Below are 20,935 nucleotides of genomic sequence, written 5' to 3' on the forward strand. Positions count from 1 at the left end.
TGAACGAATCCCCCAATGATTAAAGTTTCACTTTATCCCGCATTAACGGGCAGTAAGACCCCCACCTCAAAATTCAGCGGAAGCAAAGAAGTTAGGTAGGGGATCAACTGCCCGTAAAAGCCCGATTGGTTTAACTAATAATCATTGGGGGGAAGAACACCCCCCAATGATTAAAGTTTCACTTTATTGCAAAGGGGATTGGCATATGAGTCAAGTATCAGAAAAGGCAGTTTCATTCGAGCCAGAAGAAAAAAAGGAAAAAAAAGAATGGAAAATAAACGTATTTGCAATGTTACTTGTTTTGTTAGTTATTGCGGCTGTGATTACACATATATTGCCAGCAGGAAAATATGAACAGATTGAAAAAAATGGGTATACAACAGTAGATCCAAATTCATTTAAATGGATTGAATCAACGCCACTTGGATTTTTTGATACGGTAAAATCTATTCCTACAGGGATGGTAGAAGCTGCTAATATTATCTTTTTTATTCTTATTATCGGAGGGTTTTTTTGGTGTATTAAAGGCATCCGGCACAGTTGAGGCTCTTGTTTCAACGATGGCAAAAAAACTTGCTAACCGTGAAAAGTTAATGATTCCTATTATCATGCTGTTCTTTGCACTTGGCGGGTCATTAATGGGAATGGCTGAGGAAGCTTTAGTGTATGTACCTCTATTTATTCCGCTAGCTCTTGCGGTTGGATTTGATACGATAACAGGAACTGCGATGGTACTAGTAGGAGCGTCCGTCGGATTTACAACGGCAATTATGAATCCGTTTACAGTTGGGCTTGCGCAAGGGATAGCGGGTCTTCCTATGTATTCGGGGATGGGGTTCCGCCTCGTTTTATTCGTAGTCATATATGTAATTGCGGTTACATTCGTCTATCGTCATGCTATGAAAGTAAAGAGGGATCCTGCAAGCGGAATTTACGGGAAATTCGATACAAATAAGCAAGACAGCTTACTAACAGCGAAATTAGAGTTAACAAAAAGACATAAATGGATATTAACGGCCTTTTTAATCAATTATATTATTCTTGTATTTGGTGTTATTAAGTACGAGTGGTATATAAAAGAAATTGCAGCCTTATTTATTATTTTAACTATAATCATTGCAATCCTCGGCAAGATATCTCTTGATGATACTGTAGAATCTTTTACACAAGGATCGGCATCTTTAATCGGGGGAGCTTTAATCATTGGTGTATCACGCGCTATTTTAGTTGTATTGAATCAAGGGCATATTATAGACCCGCTACTGTATCAAGTATCGGAAGAAATGAAACATGTATCTCCTTTTTTAAGTGTTGTTGGAATGTACAACTTCCAAGTAGCGATTCATTTTATTTTAGCATCAGGTAGTGGCCATGCGATGTTGACAATGCCTATCATGGCACCACTTGCAGATTTATTGGACATTACACGCCAAACAGCCGTATTATCCTTTTCATTCGCGGATGGTATTGGAAATATTATTTTTCCGACAGGTGGTACGCTAATGGCTGGATTAGCAATTGCAGGAATTTCATGGACAAGGTAGGCAAGGTGGATTCTTCCTTTAATTCTAATTGAATACTCAATCGGTTTAATAGCAGTTATAATTGCTCATCTTATTGGTTATGGTCCATCTTAATAAAAGATAGATATGCTTTCACTTATAGAAAGTTCGAATTTGAAGAAAATCGCTAAATAATGGTGATAGAAAAGCCCGGTTTAGAAGGGCTTTTTTTTTTATGTAAAATTTCATTTGTTTACATAATATCTTTACAATCATTTGATGAAATATATGTAACTGCATATTGTGAGGGTGGATGGTTATCCCTTCTTTTTATTCGGAAGGAAAGGAGGTGATAATATGGAGTTTTTGATTGATCTTGTAAAAGGGTTTCTGAAAGCGACTGTGCGCGAAGTTTCAGTGTATTTTTTGCGGAAGCAACTTCTGGATAAGGACAACAAAAAACCCACTCTGCGCCGTCACAAGCAAAAGGGTGGGTTCCGCAAAAAGAAATAGCTTATAATAACCACCACCCTAAGCGGTAGCAGTTAGGGAAGAGATGTGAGCGCATCTCTTCTTTTTATTATATGCCATTTTATTTGATGTCATATTTATATAGTATTCTACGGAAAATATATCATATTCCTATTTTGTGGTCAATTTGATTGCATGATTGAAAACGTGTAGTCTTATTCCTCTTCAAACTGAAAAATATCCCGGTTAATAAGTTGGTGGAGATACTTATCCATTTCAGCAGCAGAAACGCTTCTTTCATTTTTAAACCACCACGCACTTAATGAGGTGATTGCCCCTGAATAAAATTCAATGATTAAATCATTTGGCATCGTATGATTTTTACAAAGTTGATTTAACGCTTCTATTTCTTGTTTTCTCGTTTCGTGACTTAAATATTGTGTCCGGCTAAGAAATTGTTCATCAGACATTTGCGTCTCTAATATTTTACCGATTTCTTCATGGTGTAGAAATTGTTCCATTACTTGAAATGGTTTACTTAATCGATCTGAAACCGGTATTCCCGCAATCATCTTGCTGTATCGTTTAAATCCAAATGCTAATAAAGCATCTTTATCTTCAAAGTGTTTATAAAAGGTTGTTCGGTGTACCATTGCACGATCACAAATTTGGTTAATCGTGATGGTACTATATTTCTGTTTTGATTGCGTCATTAATTCAAATAAGGAATCCCATAGTAATTTATGTGTACGTCTAATACGTAAATCAAGTGGTTTTTCATTATCATTCATCTACAATTCTCCTTTTTTGTAGATTAAATATACAATGGCTGAAAATTGATTCTCCCTTTTTAATCTACATATGTATATTATATTACATGTGTTCCGGTGTATTTAAATTTTTTTAGTAAGAAATAGGAGGAGAATTTGTAAATGAATATGACAACTAAGAGCCCAGCAAGTGGCAAAGTTGATACTTCTAATTTGAAACATACCCCCATTTTAATTGCATTACTTTTAGGGGCAATGGTTGCATTATTAAACGAAACGTTACTTGGTAATGCGTTAACAGTATTAATGAAAGAATTTGGTGTAACAGCTTCAACGATTCAATGGCTTTCTACAGCTTACATGTTAGTAGTTGGTGTTTTAGTCCCAATTACAGCATTACTTCAGCAATGGCTCACAACGAGACAAATGTTTTTAATCGCTATGGTAACGTTTTTAGCTGGTACATTAATTGCGGGATTTGCGCCGACATTTTCCGTTTTATTAGTTGGCCGTATCGTCCAAGCAGTAGCGACAGGATTAATTTCACCGTTATTAATGAATACGATTTTAATTATTTGTCCGCCTGAAAAACGTGGTGCCACAATGGGATTAATCGCACTTGTGATGATGGCAGCTCCAGCAATTGGTCCTACATTATCTGGAGTAATCGTCGATTCCCTAAATTGGCGCTGGTTATTCTATATTGTTATTCCTGTCGTGATCATTTCAATTATGATTGGGATGAAGTACATTCAAAATGTTTCAGAGTTAACAAGGCCAAAAGTAGATTATCCATCTATCCTTTTATCAACATTAGGATTTGGCGGGTTTGTGTATAGCTTTAGTGCATCAGGTGATTTAGGATGGTCCGATGCGAAAGTGTATGGCACTTTACTTGTTGGGCTTATCTCATTATGTATTTTTATCGTTCGACAATTGAAAATTGAGAATCCAATTTTAGAATTACGCGCATTTAAAGTTCCGATGTTTACATTATCAGTTGGATTAATTGTCATTGTGATGATGTCGTTATTTTCAACGATGACGTTATTACCGATGTTCCTGCAAACAGTTTTACTTGTCACAGCCTTTAAATCAGGAATCATCATGCTTCCGGGAAGTGTTATTAGCGCCATCATGGGACCAATCGCAGGTAAACTATTTGATAAATTTAGTCCGAAAGTTATTATCGTTCCCGGCATTGTATTAGTAGGGATAGCAATGTTCTTATTTAAAGGCATTACTCCTGATACATCAATGGTACAAATTATTGTTATGCATAGCGTATTAATGGTTGGACTCATGTTTGTTATGACGGCACAAACATACGGCTTAAATCAGTTAACACCAGATTTATACCCGCACGGAACAGCGTTGTTTAATACACTGCAACAAGTAGCTGGCGCAATTGGTACGGCTATCTTTATTTCGAAAATGTCTTCAGGAACAACTCAGTATATGGAAAGCTCCGCAAATCCAATGGATCCAGTAGAGAAGTTAAATGGTTTAACATCTGGATTCCAAGGTGCATTTGCACTAGGGTTAGTCTTTATCATTGTTGCATGTATCGTATCACTGTTTTTAAAAGAAGAGAAAGAGGGAGTCAAGGCAGCGAGGGTTTTACAGAACGAGAATTAAGGTTCAAATAAAAAAGACATCTTTTCTAGGAAAGGTGTCTTTTTTATATTTCTTTCGTAACATTTGTCTTGGATATTTTAATACAGAAGAATGGTCGGTGCAATCTCAATGGAGGACACAATATAATCGTTAGTTTATTTGTATAAATATGGTATGTTCAATGGCTATCCTTTTTGAGGATGAATAACTATTGGGCATAACGATGTAAAGCTTTGCTAATGACTAAAAGGCCGATAATAAGGGAAAGTATTCTCATTATAAATTCGGCAACTAATAAATTGCCCATAGCTGTCGATCCATCATACATTAATCCTATGATGATAATAGGTGCGATCATAATGATAATTCCAATTCCTATTTGAAGAAATAAATTCACGTTTTTACTCAAGATAATCACCTCCAAAAAATATTACAAAACAAGAATATGGAAATTTTTGTATTATACATTTATTATACTGTGTCGAATTAAGGTTATGGTAATGTTTCTAAAATAAAAAGGAGGTGTCACATAGTCAAAAAATGACTCGTGGGACAGCTCCTTTTAAGTAGTAGTAATTAAAGATGCTTCAATGACAATTCGATTTTCAGCGTCTGTTATCCAATGTTTGTTACTCCTACATCTCCTCCGTAACATCATACCGAAGCAACTGTCCCTGATCATAAAACCTCTCAAAAATAAGCCCCATTACATAAAAGAATACTAGCCCGAAACCAATATGAATGAGTGTAAAAGTAGCTCCAAATGAAGAGAATTCATACACGAGAATTGGCAATTTCGCAGTTGTCCAAACGCCTAAGAAAAAGACGATGTACCGAATACTTGCGCCTTTTTTTAATAGGAGTGCTGCAATTGGGAAGGCAACGTAGAGAGGACCAGCCGCAATGCCACCTAATAATAGAGAGAATAAGATTCCGTATATGCCGGATTTTTCGCCCATGTATTTCATGAGCGTTTCTTTCTTCACCCATTGATCAAGTAATCCTACAAATATTAGGACAGGGGGAAGGAGAAACAACATATCTAAAATGCTATTTCCTGTTAATTGTAATGCGCTCCATCCTAAAGATTGATTAATAAAAGTTAATGCAATGAGTCCCAGTAATAAAATGAAAAAGAAGCGATATCTTTTTAGTTCCTTCATACCATCACCACCCAAATGATATAGGAGAATAGGAGTGACATGAGTAATGCAGATGCATTACGTGCGTAAGCAAAGCTTCGTCCGAATATTTTTTGTTCTATCGGTAATGTTGTAATTCCTACTGACATGAGTGTAGACATAAGTGCCGCAACTTGAGGAAGGCCTGCACCGTGTTGTACTAACGTATTACCAAGTGGGAATACGACGAAGCTTGGAATAAGTGCAACGGATCCGAGTATTGCTGAATAAACAATGCCGATAAACCCTGATTGCTCCCCAATAATAGAAGAGATGAAAGACGGCGTTAATATAGAAAGCGATAAGCCAACGAAAAGCATGATGGAGAGCATCGCAGGTAGAAGATTGCGAAACATTTTCCACGACTTCATTAGAGCTTTTTTCGTCTTCGTGCGGTCCTTCATAAAAGAAATCCACGTAAGAATAATGGCTAAAGTGTAAAGAATCACGCCGTTAATCATGGTCGGAATCCTTTAAGTCCTTATATTTGTCTATGAAAAAGGATAAGTTCTTCATTTTTTCTTCAATGTCCATTTGAAAGTCTGCCAATTGTTCCTTTCCAGCAGGCGTAATTTTGTACATCTTTCTCGGTTTGTCTTGATGATCTGTACTTACGTAAGATTCGATTGCACCTTCGTTTTCTAACTTTTTTAGCGTGCGATATAAAATGGCGCTATCGATTGGATTGACGGGAAGTTCTTCTTCGCACTTTTGTAGTAATTGCCCGCCATAGTTATCTCCTTCAGCTAGAAATAACAAAAGAAATGCACCTGTATGTCTTCCTGTATGTTTCATGGATATACCTCCTAGAATGAATTAGGATTTATACTGTTAATGACAGTATACTGTTGTTAACAGTATATGGTGCATGAAGTGTTATGTCAATTTTAAAATGTGTAATTCTTCAGAAGAAAAATATAATCGTTTTAATTGTAATTGTTTTCTGATTTTGTTGAGTGACAAAATTAAAGCATGCGGCTTTCTCGTTCAAATGTTTATTGAGTGCCTGGGTTGAAATACAAGTAACAGTGGCTTCATTTAATTTTGTGCAAAGAGTAACTAAAGACTCAGAACTGATTGTTTGTCCTAAAAATACACAGAGTAATAGAAGATTCTGTGCCTGAAATTTTCGTTTTGGTTGAATCATACCTGTTTAATACATAAGTTCCTCGATTGGTGCGTCATTGTTTATAGCCATAAATTAAGACACCCTTTCATACAGTACTGCATGAAAGGGTGCCCTAATTCATTATTTTATTCATTTTCTTAAGTTGATGGCTATGCTCTTATGAGTGCCTACAGTGTTAGTTTTTAAGTTCTAAATTTTTAGAATGAGACATGGAACTTACATGATATTTTTCTCCACCGTATTCTACATCTGCAGAAAAGGTTTTACTCTCATCATCTTTTATATGCCCGTTTATAAAAACGGTTTGAAAATCACTTGGGGCAAATTTATGTCCTGTAATGACTACTTCTAAATTCTCTTTTTCTTTGAAATATTTAATAGTTACTTCTTCGGCCTTTTTTACTATTTTTTGTTCTTCTTCTTTCTTATCATCATTCATGTTACACCCTCCTAAAATGATTAATATAAAAATAATACTCAAACTGGAAAAGATTTTTCTCAATTCAATTCCCTCCATTAATGGTATCCTATATTTAGAATATATTAAATATTCTGGGAGGGGAAATGTTTTGAGCAAAAATGATGAAGTTTTAGACTCGAGTTATTATCAAATGGCCAGAGCTGCTTATAAGAGTGATAAAGATTTAGAAGGAGTTTTTAGTGTTAAAGACCCTGAAGGAAATACTATGCAATTATGGGATAGAGGAAAAACTTTTCATGATAAACAAACAGGAATGGATGCTGTAGTGTTTGAAAGAGTAGTAGATGGAAAAACACAAGTAATGGAAGAATTAAAGTCTGACAAACAAGAATTAAAAAGTGCGATTGACTTATTTAAGGCATTAGATCAAAGTTATGATTATATGGGACCTAAATATTAAAAAACACTCACTAGGAGTGTTTTTTTGTATTTAAATCTATATTTTGTGGAATTGATGGAGCTATTAGATCAAAAAAGAGACGCTGTAATTAAAGTTTCTTTACAATAAGTGTACTCTTACAGTTTAAGCATACTATTTCTTTTTGTTTGAGGACAAGGTGCTTCCTATTACAAGTTGGGCAAATAATACCAACAGGGGGTTAAACTTACTGTATTATATTCATGACTCTAAATCCCTGTTGTTTAAGGGAAATTCATATAAAGGAGACGTAGTAATCAATTCAAGGGTATTATGACGGATTATATATGTAAACTCGGTGCAGCTAGAGGAGGAATTAATTATTATAAGAGAAAAAGACACTCTCAAGAGTGCCTCTCCTTAGCAGCCGAATCCGCCGCCCCAACAACTAGCTCCTACGATGATTAATAAGATAAAGAGCACAACAAGTAAAGCAAATCCGCCGCCGAAACCACAGCCTCCACCACAACTACCGCCATATCCCATATTAACTCCTCCTTCCATAAAGACCATTTAATTAATGGATTTAATTTACTTTATGTTTTTACGGATAAACTTGAGCAGGTCCTTTTGAAAAATAAAAGATACTTAGATTTTATAAGAATTGACGACCTTATTTTGTCACGGGTATTATGCTGATGACATATTGTATTTTATTCTGTGTATTGGGGGAAGGAGGATCTTTATGGCCAATTCTGAAATGATTTTACGATTACTTACGGATTTAAAGATTGAACAGCAAGCTTTAAAAGAGCAGTTGGAAAAAATACAAACTGCTGTGACTACTCTTGAAGAAAAATCAGCGATTGTGGAAGAGAAACCAACGACTATTGAAGAAAAACCAGCTGTTGCTGCTGCAAAGCAAAGAGCTCATTCTGGACACCCAACATCTTTTCGTGCTTGGAGAGCATCTGCTCAAAGGAATTCATAAAAATATAAGAAAAGAAGACATCTAGTAAGATGTCTTCTTTTACTTGTACAATCCAAATGATTTAAGAAGGTATATCCATATTGCTTTAAAAATAAGAAGAAAATAACGATTGTCGACTCCTTTTTTAGTATAGCATGTAATACTAAATATTTTTATGTAATGTTGCATATATATGAATTATATGATGATGTGTTGTATATATTTTAGGTGTCTGGTGCGGAAACAGAACTTACCGCTTCACCGGCTTTATTATTGGCTGAAATGGAAGAGCAAAATACAAATAAGTGTGTAGCTTCAGCATTACTTGACGTTTACTTAAATAGTAGGTAACAAAGTTAGCTTAGGGAAAAAAGATTAATATATGTACAGGAATAATATTTCTAATTATAATTTTAAGATGGAAGTATTCGTAGTATATGGGGGAATAACAACCAGTGAATAAAAAGGCAACAATTAAAATAGGGGCATTGTTTACAATTTTATTAATGGTATTTGTTTTTTATGGGTATAAGAGTTTAAATAGTTTTTTAGTCTGGAATGAACTCGGTGATGTACAGATGATTTCAAGCGATAAAGAGGTTAAAAACGGTATATACTTTGTAAGGGGAGAGATATATTCTGAACATGTAACAGGGGATGAAACGCTACTTGCTGATGGGTATGCGGTAGTGAATCGAATTCAAAAGAAAAAAACGACATATTATACACAGACTTCTGCACCCAATCGTTCGTTATGGAGTAACGGCCAAGTAACAGCTTTTTATAATGAACCAATACATATTGGAAATAAAGAATTGAAATTAATAAATAAAGAAAATATGTCTCTTGAAACTCCATTTATGGAATTAAATAGTCAGAATGTAATTTCAACAAGAATAAATGATATTCAGTTGAATACTACAAAGTTAGCAGATGGAAGAAAAAGTTTTTATTCATTTAGAGCAGTAGAAAATAAAGAAAATGTAGTTGTACTTGGATCAGTAGAGGGAAAGGTAATAAAAGAATTACCTAGTAGATATGGAAAATTTGTTTATATGGGAAATACTAAGGAGCAAATTATAGATAGCTTAAAGAATAGTAATAACAAAAATTGGATATATTTCGTAGTGCTTCTTATACTAACTAGTATTAGTGGACTTGTATTTTATATGTATGGGAAAGGAAAATGGACAAAAGATGTTTTTGTTTTTACATTTTTCGGACGGAAGGTAAATTAAAGAGGATGCATCTATCTGTGCATCCTCTTTAAACATTTATATGAGTTCTTTTTGTAAGGGAAGTTCTTCTTCATTTTCATATCAAGTAAATTAAATTTCTTCAATGTTACAAATGATAATTTAGTATAGACGATGAACTGGTAGCATCTGTTTTTGAAACAAGACCAATTGGAGTAGCACACTATTTTTATAGAATTGAATATACATTTCTCATTCTTTATTTAATAGGTATCTATTCATAAAAAAACTCTACATGTAAAAAGTGAAAAAAGCTTTTTAAAAATGCAATTCATTCTACTCAACAATCGGGCCATATCCTTGAATAATGGGTTAAACTAGCAGTTGACCTCGTAGTTTATGGTCTGTTATATTTATACAAACACTAAAAGGATAGGTGAAGAAGTTCGGCATAGCAGAAGTTTGATTTTCGTGAACTTTGTTATGACTGGAAAAGAGTAAATAAATCAATTTGAAGCAAACTGAAATACGCATTTTTATGTGTTTATTCGGTATGCCCATTTGATTTTTTTACTCTACGGACTTGTTCTCTTTTTTAACCGCAGAGTAAAGCTCTGCGGTTTTTTGTGTTTAAAAATTTTTAGGAGGAAGTTTTTATGAATAATTTATTAAACCAATTGCAGGTACCTTCACGATTTGAACAAACTGATAATGTTTTTTGGCAAGATCCTTATATTGCTAAAAAATTATTAGAGGTTCATTTAAGCTCTGATACTGAAGGAGCTAGTAGGAGTTTTCAGTTTATTGATAAATCTATTGAATTTATCCAACAAATAGCTCCCAAAAAATCTTATCAAAAAGTACTAGACTTAGGTTGTGGTCCAGGTCTTTATAGTGAGCGATTAGCTAGAAAAGGTTATACAGTAACAGGGATAGACTTCTCTGAAAACTCAATTCGTTATGCTAAAGAACAAGCAAAAAAGTTAGATTATGATATTGAATATCGCTATGAAAATTATTTGGAATTAAATGATTCAAATATCTATGACTTGGCCCTATTGATATATTGTGATTATGGTGCTCTTGCGCCTGAAAATCGTAGTAAATTACTTTTTAACATTTGGAACAGTCTGAAGAATGGTGGAAAGTTGTTATTGGATGTTTTCTCTCAAAATAAATTTGATCAGTTCAAGGAAGAACAATATTGGAGTATGAATGAAAATGGTGGTTTCTGGTCAAAGGATTGCTATTTAGCTATCGGTAGAAATCTTAAATATCCTGATAGAGTAACATTAGAACAAACAACAGTGGTAACCGATGATAAAATAGAAACTTACAACATTTGGTATCAATTCTTCACAAAAGAATTATTCATCAAAGAGGTAACTGCTGTAGGGTTTACTGTAAAAGAAATTTACGATGATGTTTCTGGTGAAACTGGCAACGGAGGAAGTCAAACTATAGCCTTATTGTTAGAAAAATAAGGTTAAATTGAACAAAGAGAAAGAAATATATGTTATAAATTTTTTCAAAAAGCAATATTTTTTCTTTTCAACAAACGGCAGCTATTGTTGGATAAAACTTAGATTTTTAAATGGCTTTATTATTATATTTTTTAGTGTAGTAAATATTTTACTTTAAAAATTAAACAAGCATAACCTCGTCCTAAATTTAGAACGGGGTTATGCTTGTTTGAGCCTTTAAAATTTAATAACTTTATTATCATTTTACAACATGTAGTATGTAAGGAGATTATCTCAAGGACTATTCACAAATTGTAGGTGGGGATAGAGTTGTTTGAGAACGTTTCTAACGATGCGATTCATTTTTGTTTTAAACGGAGCCCCATAAATGATAAACCATACCGAAAACAAAAAAAGCTACTCCTACAAACAGAACGATTAAAGCAAGCATCCCGTTTTTATTATGTTCCATACAGTCAGCTCCTTTTTAAGTTATATACAAAAAGCCTTTAGTCATAATTATGGCTAAAGGCTTTGGTCTTCATACTTTGTAGTTTATAAAAAAGTTGCACTTCTGTATTAATTTGGAATATGATTGTTTAAAGAGTAGGTGATGAGTACATGCAGGAAAGAAAACAATTCCCGCTTATATCTGGAAATCTCTCATTAGATTTAGTGAATACAGAGTTAGTTAGGCGTGGACAACGTTATGATTTATTAATAACAGATGAAGATGTATTAGAATGGCTACATGTAATAAAGGTTAATCTTCCTTTTTCGGACGAAAAACCACTTATAGGAATTCAAGAGCGAATGAATCAAGTTACATCTAGCATACTAGAGCTAAGAGAATTACTGAGAAAACAGTTTGAGGCAATTGCCGATCAGCACGAAATTTCTGATGATTTTATTACGTATTTAGAAAAACAAATTGAGAAGGCACCATTTACATATAAAGTTATTGAACAGAGTTTAGTACCTATTCCAGTTGGAAAAATTGAGGATGTACTTGTATCGTTAATTGCATTTGATGCTTTAACGTTAATAGCATCAAATGAGCTTATTTCTCTTAAAAGGTGTTCAAACCCTGACTGTGTTTTATTATTTATAGATAAAAGTGGAAAGCGAAAATGGTGTTCTATGAAAATATGTGGGAACCGAAAAAAGGTAGCAAAATTTCAGGTTCGAAAGTCTGAAGAAGTTTAGGGAATCAACTTATAACAGTTGATTCTTTTTTTCTGCATTTTTAAACTAACCTCTAAAATTGATATTGACTGGTTAGTTTGTCCGGAATATAATTATTGGTAAATAAAGGAGGAGAATGATGAGTAATATAACAGCAGCTAAGCAGAAAGAGGATCAACCAATAAGTGTACGATATTTTGCAAAAATGAAAGGGAAAGGAAGAAGTCCATTACAAGTAAATATAAAGGACTCTTTAACGGGATTATTGGGGGGATTTTTAACGATTCTCACCTTAACATATTTAACGAGTATAACTTCTACAGAATTACTAATGGCTCCATTTGGAGCGAGTTGTGTATTAGCGTTTGGAGTTTGGAATGCACCGCTATCTCAGCCGCGTAATATTATTGGAGGACATTTGATCTCAACTTTCATTGGTCTATCAATATATCATTTGTTTGGGAATGAATATTGGACAATTGCTTTAGCAGTTGGTATGTCGATTGCTATTATGATGTTAACAAGAACAACGCATCCTCCGGCAGGGGCTGATCCCATTGTCGTTATTTTAGGAGCATACAGTTGGAGTTATTTAGTAACACCGGTTTTAGTTGGTTCCCTTGTTATTGTAGTTATTGCTTTATTTATTAATAATATGAGTAGTAAAAGGAGCTATCCAACTTTTTGGATATAATTTATAAGGTGAAAAACAATTTGAGTAAGTATCCCGTTTTTACTATGTTTTCATTTCACATACATTTTAGTTTAAAAAGAAAAGACACCCGTATAAGAGTGTCTTTTCCAATAGTTTTTTAGCAGAAGCAAGAAGCTCCAACAATGATCAATAAAATAAATAATACAACTAGTAAAGCAAATCCTCCAGAAAAACCGCAGCTTCCGCCGCAACTACCACCAAATCCCATAATAGTTCCTCCTTTAATAAGAGGGGAAAACAAAGGGTCACTCGTGTTTTTTAACGGATTCTATTTACTTTATGTTTTGAAGCATAAACGTGAGCAGGTCCTTTTGAAAATAAAAAAAGACACCTTAAGATGCCTTTATGTAATTAATAGTCGCTAGCATAAAATTCTTTTATTAGTTTTATTTCATTTGTATCTGGGTTAAATTTAAATATTTTAATTTGATTAGATTCGTCTTTATAGGCAAATGTATTATCGCCAACTGGGGTCATATTGCTGGTGTTTACGATAGGATCGCTACCGTGGTCAGTGATTTCCACAGTTTTCTCACGATCCCAAAACGCAATGACAATGATCAAGATGATAAGGCATATACGTATGTTACGTAGTTCTCTCGATACAGTATTCTCCATTCGATATTCTCCTTTGTTGTTGAGTAGATTTTGTTTATAAAAGAGATAATTCTTATGAAAATAAATAAAAAAGACACTTGAAAGTGTCTTTTTTATTTGAGTTATGCGCATTGCTTAATAAGACGCCAGTTCCTCAGTTTGAATATGAGTAACTATGTAGGGTAGTTTCATTATAACATTTTAACCATTACTGGGTCTATATGGAATTTTATTAATGATTATGTTTGATTATTCAGGATGATAAACATGGTGAAATATGTAAGTTATCTACGGTAATTGTAAAATATAATGATGTATATAACTAGTCTTGTAATGAATGCAAGCAACAGCTGATCGATTGTTAGTATTTTTCTTTGTAAAAAAATATTCAATAATTTATCATTGCAACCGCTTACTCTTTGTGTATAATAAAGGTAAGTTAATAAGTAAAAGGATTGTTACTGTTCGGCAGGCAAAACCTAAATTGATCTAGAGTCTACGGGTGTAGTGTGGCTTTTGGAATCAGTTTAGGTTTTTTTATTACCTTTTGTGACTTTAAGAAGAAGAAGGCGGAACAATATGAGAATCCATAAAATCTTAAATAACAATGTTGTTTGTACGATGAAAGATACTGAGACAGAAGTTGTACTGATGGGCAGAGGTTTGGGATTTCAGAAAAAAATAGGCGATACGATTGATGAATCTAAGATAGAAAAGACCTTTGTGCTAGAAACAAAAGAATTATCAGAGAAACTTGCTAGGTTACTAACTGAAATTCCTGTAGAAAATTTAGAGATTACCGAGAGAATTATTCAGTTTGCTAAGACAGTTTTGCCGGGGACTTTAAGTGATTATATTTATCTTACATTAACGGATCACTTAAGTTTCGCCTTAACTCGGCATAAAGAAGGAATGGATCTCAAAAATACTTTGCTTTGGGAGATTAAGAGGTTTTATCAGAAAGAGTTTGAAATTGGTCTACAAGCTTTGAACATAATTGAAGAAGAGACTGGGTTTACACTCTCTGAAGATGAAGCAGGGTCAATTGCACTACATTTCGTTAATGCGCAGCAAGGAGAGCCGGCGATGCAACAAACGGTAGCGATGACGAAAATCGTCCAAGATATTTTAAATGTTGTAAAGTACCACTATAAGATGAGCTTAGATGAAAGTTCATTTAATTATAGCCGGTTTGTAACGCATTTACGATATTTTGCGCAGCGTTTAATGCAGAAGGAATTGAACTCGGCTGAGGATGATTTTTTATACGAGCAAGTGAAAAGTAAGTATGAAGAGGCATATTGTTGTACAGAAAAAATTGAAGCATACTTACGAAAAGCACATAATAGTCATCTTTCAAAAGATGAAAAGGTGTACTTGACGTTGCACATTCATCGTGTAACGAAACGCAACGAATTATGTAATTGAATAAACGGGATTGTTACTGTTTGGCAGGCAAAACCTAAATTGACTTGTAATGGAGTGATTCGTATGTATCGCGCCGTTATGGTTAGTTTAGGTTTTTTCTTTTATAAAAATAATAAATGGGATGATTGTAGGGAGGGAAAGTTACTATGAAGTATGAAAAATTAGCAAAAGACATACTGAAGAATGTTGGCGGGAGAGAAAATATACATAGCGTTGTACATTGTATAACTCGCTTACGATTTCAGTTAAAAGATGAGGGGAAAGCAAATACAGAAGTACTGAAAAGTATGGAAGATGTTGTGACTGTTATGAAAAGCGGCGGGCAATATCAAGTTGTAATTGGTAACCATGTATCTGACGTATACAAAGCGGTTATTGCTGCTGGAGGGTTTCAAGAAAATGAGGAAGAAAATGCGAGTGATAAGAAAAAGAGTAGTCTTATAGATATTCTTTCTAGCATTTTTACTCCTATTTTAGGAGTGTTAGCTGCAACTGGGATGATTAAAGGATTTAATGCATTATTTGTAGCGTTAGGCTGGTTAAGTACACAGTCAGGAACGTATCAAATATTAAATGCAGTTGGCGATTCGTTATTTTATTTCTTCCCGATCTTCTTAGGATATACAGCAAGTAAGAAATTCGGGGGATCACCATTCATCGGTATGGCAATTGGGGGAGCGTTAGTCTATCCGGCTTTATCCGGTTTAAAAGCAAGTGAGCCATTATATACGCTATTTGCAGGAACGATGTTTGAATCACCAATTCATATTACGTTTTTAGGAATACCAGTTATTTTAATGAACTATGCAGCATCTGTTATTCCAATTATTCTCGCTGCTTATTTTGGAGCGAAAGTAGAACATTCTTTAAAAAAAGTTATTCCAGATGTTGTGAAAACATTTTTATTACCATTCTTCACATTATTAATCGTTGTACCAGTTACATTTCTCGTTATTGGCCCAATTGCGACGTGGGCAGGGCAGTTTTTAGGACAGGCGACGCTTTGGGTTTATCATGCAAGCCCATTAGTAGCGGGTGTTTTACTCGGTGCTTTCTGGCAAGTACTTGTCATATTTGGCCTTCATTGGGGCGTCGTTCCGATTGGCTATAACAATTTAGCAGTAAACGGTGTTGATCCGATATTAGCACTTATATTTGCTGCCTCATTTGCTCAAATTGGTGCTGTGCTTGGTGTTTGGATGAAAACGAAAGACAAGAAATTAAAAACACTTAGCATTCCAGCTTTTATTTCAGGTATTTTCGGCGTTACAGAACCAGCGATTTATGGTATTACACTTCCTCTTAAAAAGCCGTTTATTATGAGCTGTATTGCTGGAGGAATTGGCGGCGCAATACTTGGCGTATTTGGTACACAAGCTTATATGACAGGTGGACTTGGTATATTTACGCTTCCAACATTCATTAGTCCGAAAGATGGGATTACAGCAGGATTTTGGGGAGCAATTGTTTCAATGGTTGTTTCTTTAGTAGTAGGTTTTATTCTGACTTACTTATTTGGTTTTACGAAAAAGCAAACATCTACAGAAACAGCTGAAACAATTGATAAAATTGCTGCATCAAACGATGATGAAGTAATCTTTAGTCCTTTCCATGGTGCAGTTATGCCGCTTCAAAACATTGACGATGCTGCATTTGCATCAGGTGCGCTAGGTGAAGGAGTTGCGATTGAGCCTTCAGAAGGAAAGTTGTTTTCACCAGTTTCAGGTACGATTGCTGCGCTTTTCCCGACGAATCATGCGGTAGGAATTACGGCGGATTCAGGTGCTGAAATTTTAATCCATATTGGAATGGATACTGTGAAATTAAACGGCGAATTTTTCTCTTCTCATATTGAACAAGGAGCGAGAGTAGAAAAAGGGCAATTACTTATTGAGTTTAATATAGCTAAAATTCAAAAGGCGGGTTATATTGTGACAACACCAGTTGTTGTTACAAATTATGATAAATATAGCATCAAAAAAACGGAAATAGAAAAGATTCAAGCAGGAGATTCTTTACTAAAGTTAGGAGTTAAATAGTAGTTACATTTCATACAGGTTCAAACGAAGAAAGGTATTCTTTAAAACTTACAATGCCTTTCCTCGTTCATTCTTATATAAAGGAGTTTTTCTATATGTCTAAAGTTAATTTTCCAAAAGGGTTTTTATGGGGTGGAGCAACTGCAGCCAATCAAGTTGAAGGCGCATATGTAGAAGACGGAAAAGGATTAACGACGGTTGATCTATTACCAACTGGTGAAAAACGTTGGGATATTATGAAAGGAAATATTCATTCCTTTACGCCGGCAGAAGGAGAGTTTTACCCGTCACACGAAGCGATTGATTTTTATCATCGTTATAAAGAAGATATCGCTCTTTTTGCAGAAATGGGATTTAAAGCGTTACGTGTATCGATTGCGTGGACGCGTATTTTCCCAAGTGGTGAAGATGAAAAGCCAAATGAAGCAGGATTACAGTTTTATGATAATTTGTTTGATGAACTGTTAAAGCACGGTATTGAACCAGTCGTTACGATGGCTCACTTCGATGTGCCTGTTCATTTAGTAGAAAAGTATGGAAGCTGGAGAAGTAGAAAGCTTGTAAACTTCTTCGAGACGTACGCAAAAACGATCTTTAATAGATATAAAGATAAAGTGAAATATTGGATGACGTTTAATGAAATTAATATGCTTTTACATTTACCTTTCATGGGAGCAGGTCTAGCGTTTAAAGAAGGGGATAATAAAAAACAAATTCAGTATCAAGCAGCGCATCACCAACTTGTTGCAAGTGCGTTAGCTGTAAAAGCGTGTCATGAAATCATTTCAGATGCAAAAATTGGTTGTATGCTTGCTGCGGGTGCAACGTATCCGTACACATGTAATCCAGACGACGTTCTTCGTGCGATGGAACAAGACCGTGAATCATTCTTCTTCATTGATGTACAAGCAAGAGGAGCATATCCGGGATACGCAAAACGCTTCTTTAAAGATAACAATGTAACAATTGAAATGGAAAAAGAAGACGAGGAAATTTTAAAAGAGCATACAGTTGATTATATTGGCTTTAGCTACTATTCAAGCCGAGCAACAAGTACAGATCCAGAAGTGTTAAAAAGCATAACGAGCGGAAATGTATTCGGTTCTGTTGAAAATCCATACCTTGAAAAATCAGAGTGGGGATGGACGATTGATCCGAAAGGCTTCCGTATTACAGCGAACCAACTGTACGATCGTTACCAAAAACCGTTATTTGTCGTTGAAAACGGTCTCGGTGCAATCGATCAATTAAATGGTGAAGACGAAGTGAATGATGAATACCGTATTGATTACTTGCAAAAACATATGATTGAAATGTCCGAAGCGATCCAAGATGGAGTAGATATTATCGGATATACAAGCTGGGGTCCAATTGACCTTGTAAGTGCTTCTACTGGAGAAATGAAAAAACGTTACGGATATATATACGTTGATAAAGATAATGAAGGAAAAGGTTCATTAAAAAGATCGAAGAAGAAAAGCTTCGATTGGTATAAGGAAGTAATTAAGACGAATGGTAAGAGTTTGGAATCTTAAGTATGAAAGGGAGACATCTTGATTGATGTCTTCTTTTTCATTGTGAATGATGGAGCTATATTTCCCTTTACACAAACATAAAGGTATAATATAGTTTAGTTAAGTGAACTAAACTATCAGATAAGATGAAAGAGCAGCATAATTGGAGGAAGAACACTATGACTAGATCATATAAAGAAGTAATTAATGAAATGAATCGAGCCTATACGGAACTCTACATTTTACTATTTCAAGATTTAAAGGATGAGTTCGGTCTTACTGGGCAGCAAGAGAGCATGCTATTTCATATCAATTTAAATGAAAACACAACAGCAAATAACATTGCAAGTACGTTTAATATAACGAAAAGTGCTGTGAGCCAAGTTTTATCGAAATTGGAAAAGCAACAGATGATTTCAAAGCAAGTTAATCCGAATAATAAAAGGGAGTATTTCCTTACACTCGGTCCAAACGGTAGTAAGTATATGGAGCAATTGTCGAAGTTAGATGATGTATTAATCGAGAAATATTTCTCGAAAATTGATATCGAAGCTTTGCAGCAAATGACTGATACGTTAACGAAAATAAATAAAGTGATATTGGAAGAAAAACAGAAGAATCTTGATTGTAATGAGTAAGAAGCAAGATGAAGCAATTAGTAGAAAGGAGGAGAAGCGTGTTATGAGTTACATACCAAATATGATTACGATAGCAAATTTTGTGTGTGGGCTTTTGGCTATTCACGCTGTTTTCGTTCACGATATGTATGGTGCAGTTATGTTCATTATTACAGGTATGGTATTTGATCTGTTTGATGGTATGGTTGCTCGGAAACTAGATTCTGTTTCGGAAATGGGCGGAGAACTAGACTCATTTGCGGATTTAGTGACTTTCGGTGTGGCACCGTCTATTCTTGCATATAGTGCCTCGTTAAAAGATTTGCAGTTTATTGGGATGATATGTGCACTCGCGTATAGTATTTGCGGAATGCTGCGGCTTGCTAGATTTAACACGCAACAAAGCAAACTCCCAACATTCATCGGAATGCCCATTCCATTTGCGGCAATGTGTCTCCTCATTTTATGCCTCCTAAATAACCCAGTTTCCGTAGCGTTGGGCACATGCTTACTCGCTTATTTAATGGTGAGCAAAATCAAATTCCCCCATTTTAAAAAAGATATATCGGAAAGCTTGAAGTCCGAAAGATGGGATTAATAGGAAAGATAAGGAGCATAACATGATTCGTATGGCATTAAGATCATTCAACATACAAATATATTGTTTACTAGGCGTGATGTTATTCGGATGGTTGGTGACACCTTTTTCAGCCCAGCTTGTAGGGATAAGCATCGGCCTTTTAGTTAGTATATACTGCGCCTGGATTTTAGGAAGGCGTATTGAAAAGTTCGGAAATAGCATCGTAAAAAAAGAAAAAGCACCAATGCTCGGCATGATGAATCGGTTTGCAGCCGCCATACTCGGCGCGATTATTATGTATGAAATTGAACATCGTGAGTACATGTGGACATTTGCAGCTGGAATTATGGCTGGGTATTTCTTAATTATTATTAATTTAGGGTATTACAGTATGAGGGATGCGAAGAAATAAAGTGCTGTGTAAATCACTAATTTGGATGTGAAAACTTTCCTTTATAGATAGCTTTTTATTACAAAGAAACGACACCCATATAAGAGTGTCGTTTCCGATAGTTTTTTAGCAGAAGCAAGAAGCTCCAACAATGATTAATAAAATAAACAATACAACTAGTAAAGCAAAGCCGCTGCCACAACCACTACTACAACTACCACCAAATCCCATAATAGTTCCTCCTTTAATAAGAGGGGAAAACAAGGGGTCACTCATGTATTTTAATGGATTCAACTTACTTTATGTTTTTTACACAATAATTGAGCAGGTCCTTTTGAAAATAAAGAAAAGACACCCTAAGGTGCCTTCCTCCGACTTGAACCATCTTAATTTTAATAATATTGGACTCCCGTCCGAATATTATTTTACCATGTTAAGTTGTTTTTGGAAATGTTCCATATCGATAATTGCAATAAACGTTTTAGTTTTGGAATTATGTATCTGTCTAAACGTTGAAATTAATAAAGGAACGATATACTTGAGGGTTTTTATCCCGCTTTAATGGGCAGTAAGACCCCCACCTCAAAATTTAGCGAAAGCAAAGAATTTAGGTGGGGGTCGGGCTGCCCATAAAAGTCCGATTGGTGAGGGCTGATAATCAGTGGGGGATGAAGAAAACCCCCACTGATTAAAGTTTCACTTTATGAGTGATTACAATCATACCATTAAAA

Annotated in this window: 24 protein-coding genes and 1 pseudogene; 15 read left to right on the top strand and 10 right to left on the bottom strand. The window is 34.8% G+C overall.

Annotation, left to right across the window (positions count from 1 at the left end):
* The first annotated feature begins 205 nt into the window (after positions 1–205).
* A pseudogene (locus tag RBB48_RS08790) lies at positions 206–1,637 on the top strand (YfcC family protein).
* Positions 1,638–1,859: 222 nt separating this feature from the next.
* Positions 1,860–2,015, top strand: a complete 156-nt coding sequence (locus RBB48_RS08795; RefSeq protein WP_179952869.1) for a hypothetical protein — start codon at positions 1,860–1,862, stop codon at positions 2,013–2,015.
* 173 nt (positions 2,016–2,188) lie between these two features.
* Here RBB48_RS08795 and RBB48_RS08800 read toward each other — a convergent pair whose 3' ends face one another.
* Positions 2,189–2,764, bottom strand: coding sequence for a TetR/AcrR family transcriptional regulator (locus RBB48_RS08800; protein ID WP_306007554.1), 576 nt, complete (start codon positions 2,762–2,764; stop codon positions 2,189–2,191).
* 141 nt (positions 2,765–2,905) lie between these two features.
* Here RBB48_RS08800 and RBB48_RS08805 point away from each other — a divergent pair, with 141 nt between their 5' ends.
* Entirely contained in the window at positions 2,906–4,381 is a 1,476-nt protein-coding gene (locus RBB48_RS08805; protein ID WP_306007555.1) for an MDR family MFS transporter, read from the top strand.
* A gap of 187 nt (positions 4,382–4,568) precedes the next feature.
* On the opposite strand, the gene RBB48_RS08810 is transcribed toward RBB48_RS08805, so the two are convergent.
* The 5 genes from RBB48_RS08810 to RBB48_RS08830 form a co-directional block, all read right to left on the bottom strand.
* A complete protein-coding gene (locus RBB48_RS08810) occupies positions 4,569–4,769 on the bottom strand; it encodes a hypothetical protein (protein WP_157349494.1) in 201 nt (66 codons plus the stop codon).
* Between the two features lie 226 nt (positions 4,770–4,995).
* Positions 4,996–5,523, bottom strand: a complete 528-nt coding sequence (locus RBB48_RS08815; RefSeq protein WP_137013727.1) for a permease — start codon at positions 5,521–5,523, stop codon at positions 4,996–4,998.
* Complete coding sequence (locus tag RBB48_RS08820) at positions 5,520–6,002, bottom strand: hypothetical protein (RefSeq protein ID WP_137013725.1); 483 nt, start codon at positions 6,000–6,002, stop codon at positions 5,520–5,522. The genes RBB48_RS08815 and RBB48_RS08820 overlap by 4 nt, the downstream gene beginning before the upstream one ends.
* Positions 5,995–6,336 (bottom strand): PadR family transcriptional regulator, encoded by a 342-nt coding sequence (locus tag RBB48_RS08825; RefSeq protein ID WP_000683186.1) that lies wholly within the window; start codon positions 6,334–6,336, stop codon positions 5,995–5,997. Before RBB48_RS08825 ends, RBB48_RS08820 begins: the two co-directional genes overlap by 8 nt.
* A gap of 509 nt (positions 6,337–6,845) precedes the next feature.
* The gene (locus tag RBB48_RS08830; protein ID WP_088608498.1) at positions 6,846–7,109 is read right to left on the bottom strand and encodes a hypothetical protein; all 264 of its coding nucleotides are present in this window, start codon (positions 7,107–7,109) and stop codon (positions 6,846–6,848) included.
* A 130-nt stretch (positions 7,110–7,239) separates the two neighbouring features.
* Between RBB48_RS08830 and RBB48_RS08835 the strand changes: the two genes are divergently transcribed.
* Entirely contained in the window at positions 7,240–7,551 is a 312-nt protein-coding gene (locus RBB48_RS08835) for a hypothetical protein (protein WP_088608499.1), read from the top strand.
* Between the two features lie 378 nt (positions 7,552–7,929).
* On the opposite strand, the gene RBB48_RS08840 is transcribed toward RBB48_RS08835, so the two are convergent.
* Positions 7,930–8,055, bottom strand: a complete 126-nt coding sequence (locus tag RBB48_RS08840; protein WP_000540377.1) for a YjcZ family sporulation protein — start codon at positions 8,053–8,055, stop codon at positions 7,930–7,932.
* A gap of 199 nt (positions 8,056–8,254) precedes the next feature.
* Here RBB48_RS08840 and RBB48_RS08845 point away from each other — a divergent pair, with 199 nt between their 5' ends.
* The 5 genes from RBB48_RS08845 (at position 8,255) to RBB48_RS08865 (ending at position 13,017) form a co-directional block, all read left to right on the top strand.
* A complete protein-coding gene (locus RBB48_RS08845; RefSeq protein WP_046957167.1) occupies positions 8,255–8,500 on the top strand; it encodes a hypothetical protein in 246 nt (81 codons plus the stop codon).
* A 434-nt stretch (positions 8,501–8,934) separates the two neighbouring features.
* Complete coding sequence (locus tag RBB48_RS08850; RefSeq protein WP_098134056.1) at positions 8,935–9,717, top strand: hypothetical protein; 783 nt, start codon at positions 8,935–8,937, stop codon at positions 9,715–9,717.
* A gap of 614 nt (positions 9,718–10,331) precedes the next feature.
* Positions 10,332–11,159, top strand: coding sequence for a class I SAM-dependent methyltransferase (locus tag RBB48_RS08855; protein ID WP_306007557.1), 828 nt, complete (start codon positions 10,332–10,334; stop codon positions 11,157–11,159).
* Positions 11,160–11,759: 600 nt separating this feature from the next.
* A complete protein-coding gene (locus tag RBB48_RS08860) occupies positions 11,760–12,344 on the top strand; it encodes a CGNR zinc finger domain-containing protein (protein WP_087985704.1) in 585 nt (194 codons plus the stop codon).
* A gap of 118 nt (positions 12,345–12,462) precedes the next feature.
* Positions 12,463–13,017 (top strand): HPP family protein, encoded by a 555-nt coding sequence (locus RBB48_RS08865; RefSeq protein WP_000065737.1) that lies wholly within the window; start codon positions 12,463–12,465, stop codon positions 13,015–13,017.
* A gap of 118 nt (positions 13,018–13,135) precedes the next feature.
* Here RBB48_RS08865 and RBB48_RS08870 read toward each other — a convergent pair whose 3' ends face one another.
* Together RBB48_RS08870 and RBB48_RS08875 are read right to left on the bottom strand one after the other, a co-directional pair.
* Complete coding sequence (locus RBB48_RS08870; protein ID WP_000505686.1) at positions 13,136–13,246, bottom strand: YjcZ family sporulation protein; 111 nt, start codon at positions 13,244–13,246, stop codon at positions 13,136–13,138.
* A gap of 143 nt (positions 13,247–13,389) precedes the next feature.
* Positions 13,390–13,656 (bottom strand): YmzC family protein, encoded by a 267-nt coding sequence (locus RBB48_RS08875; protein WP_306007558.1) that lies wholly within the window; start codon positions 13,654–13,656, stop codon positions 13,390–13,392.
* Positions 13,657–14,214: 558 nt separating this feature from the next.
* Between RBB48_RS08875 and licT the strand changes: the two genes are divergently transcribed.
* From licT to RBB48_RS08905, 6 genes are all read left to right on the top strand, one after another.
* Positions 14,215–15,063 carry a BglG family transcription antiterminator LicT gene (gene licT, locus RBB48_RS08880; protein ID WP_098134058.1) on the top strand — a complete coding sequence of 283 codons (849 nt, stop codon included), beginning with the start codon at positions 14,215–14,217 and terminating at the stop codon, positions 15,061–15,063.
* A 146-nt stretch (positions 15,064–15,209) separates the two neighbouring features.
* Positions 15,210–17,102 carry a beta-glucoside-specific PTS transporter subunit IIABC gene (locus RBB48_RS08885; RefSeq protein WP_088062227.1) on the top strand — a complete coding sequence of 631 codons (1,893 nt, stop codon included), beginning with the start codon at positions 15,210–15,212 and terminating at the stop codon, positions 17,100–17,102.
* A 95-nt stretch (positions 17,103–17,197) separates the two neighbouring features.
* A complete protein-coding gene (locus tag RBB48_RS08890; protein WP_088062228.1) occupies positions 17,198–18,637 on the top strand; it encodes a 6-phospho-beta-glucosidase in 1,440 nt (479 codons plus the stop codon).
* Between the two features lie 158 nt (positions 18,638–18,795).
* Entirely contained in the window at positions 18,796–19,254 is a 459-nt protein-coding gene (locus RBB48_RS08895; protein ID WP_088062231.1) for a MarR family winged helix-turn-helix transcriptional regulator, read from the top strand.
* Entirely contained in the window at positions 19,247–19,831 is a 585-nt protein-coding gene (gene pssA / locus RBB48_RS08900) for a CDP-diacylglycerol--serine O-phosphatidyltransferase (RefSeq protein ID WP_142291685.1), read from the top strand. Before RBB48_RS08895 ends, pssA begins: the two co-directional genes overlap by 8 nt.
* Before the next feature lie 22 nt (positions 19,832–19,853).
* Complete coding sequence (locus RBB48_RS08905; RefSeq protein WP_088062233.1) at positions 19,854–20,225, top strand: ATP synthase subunit I; 372 nt, start codon at positions 19,854–19,856, stop codon at positions 20,223–20,225.
* Positions 20,226–20,330: 105 nt separating this feature from the next.
* On the opposite strand, the gene RBB48_RS08910 is transcribed toward RBB48_RS08905, so the two are convergent.
* Positions 20,331–20,435: a YjcZ family sporulation protein gene (locus RBB48_RS08910; protein WP_080492803.1), complete on the bottom strand. Its 105-nt coding sequence runs from the start codon at positions 20,433–20,435 to the stop codon at positions 20,331–20,333.
* Positions 20,436–20,935: the final 500 nt, after the last annotated feature.

Source organism: Bacillus sp. MMSF_3353 (assembly GCF_030733445.1).
GTDB classification, from domain to species: Bacteria; Bacillota; Bacilli; order Bacillales; family Bacillaceae_G; genus Bacillus_A; species Bacillus_A wiedmannii.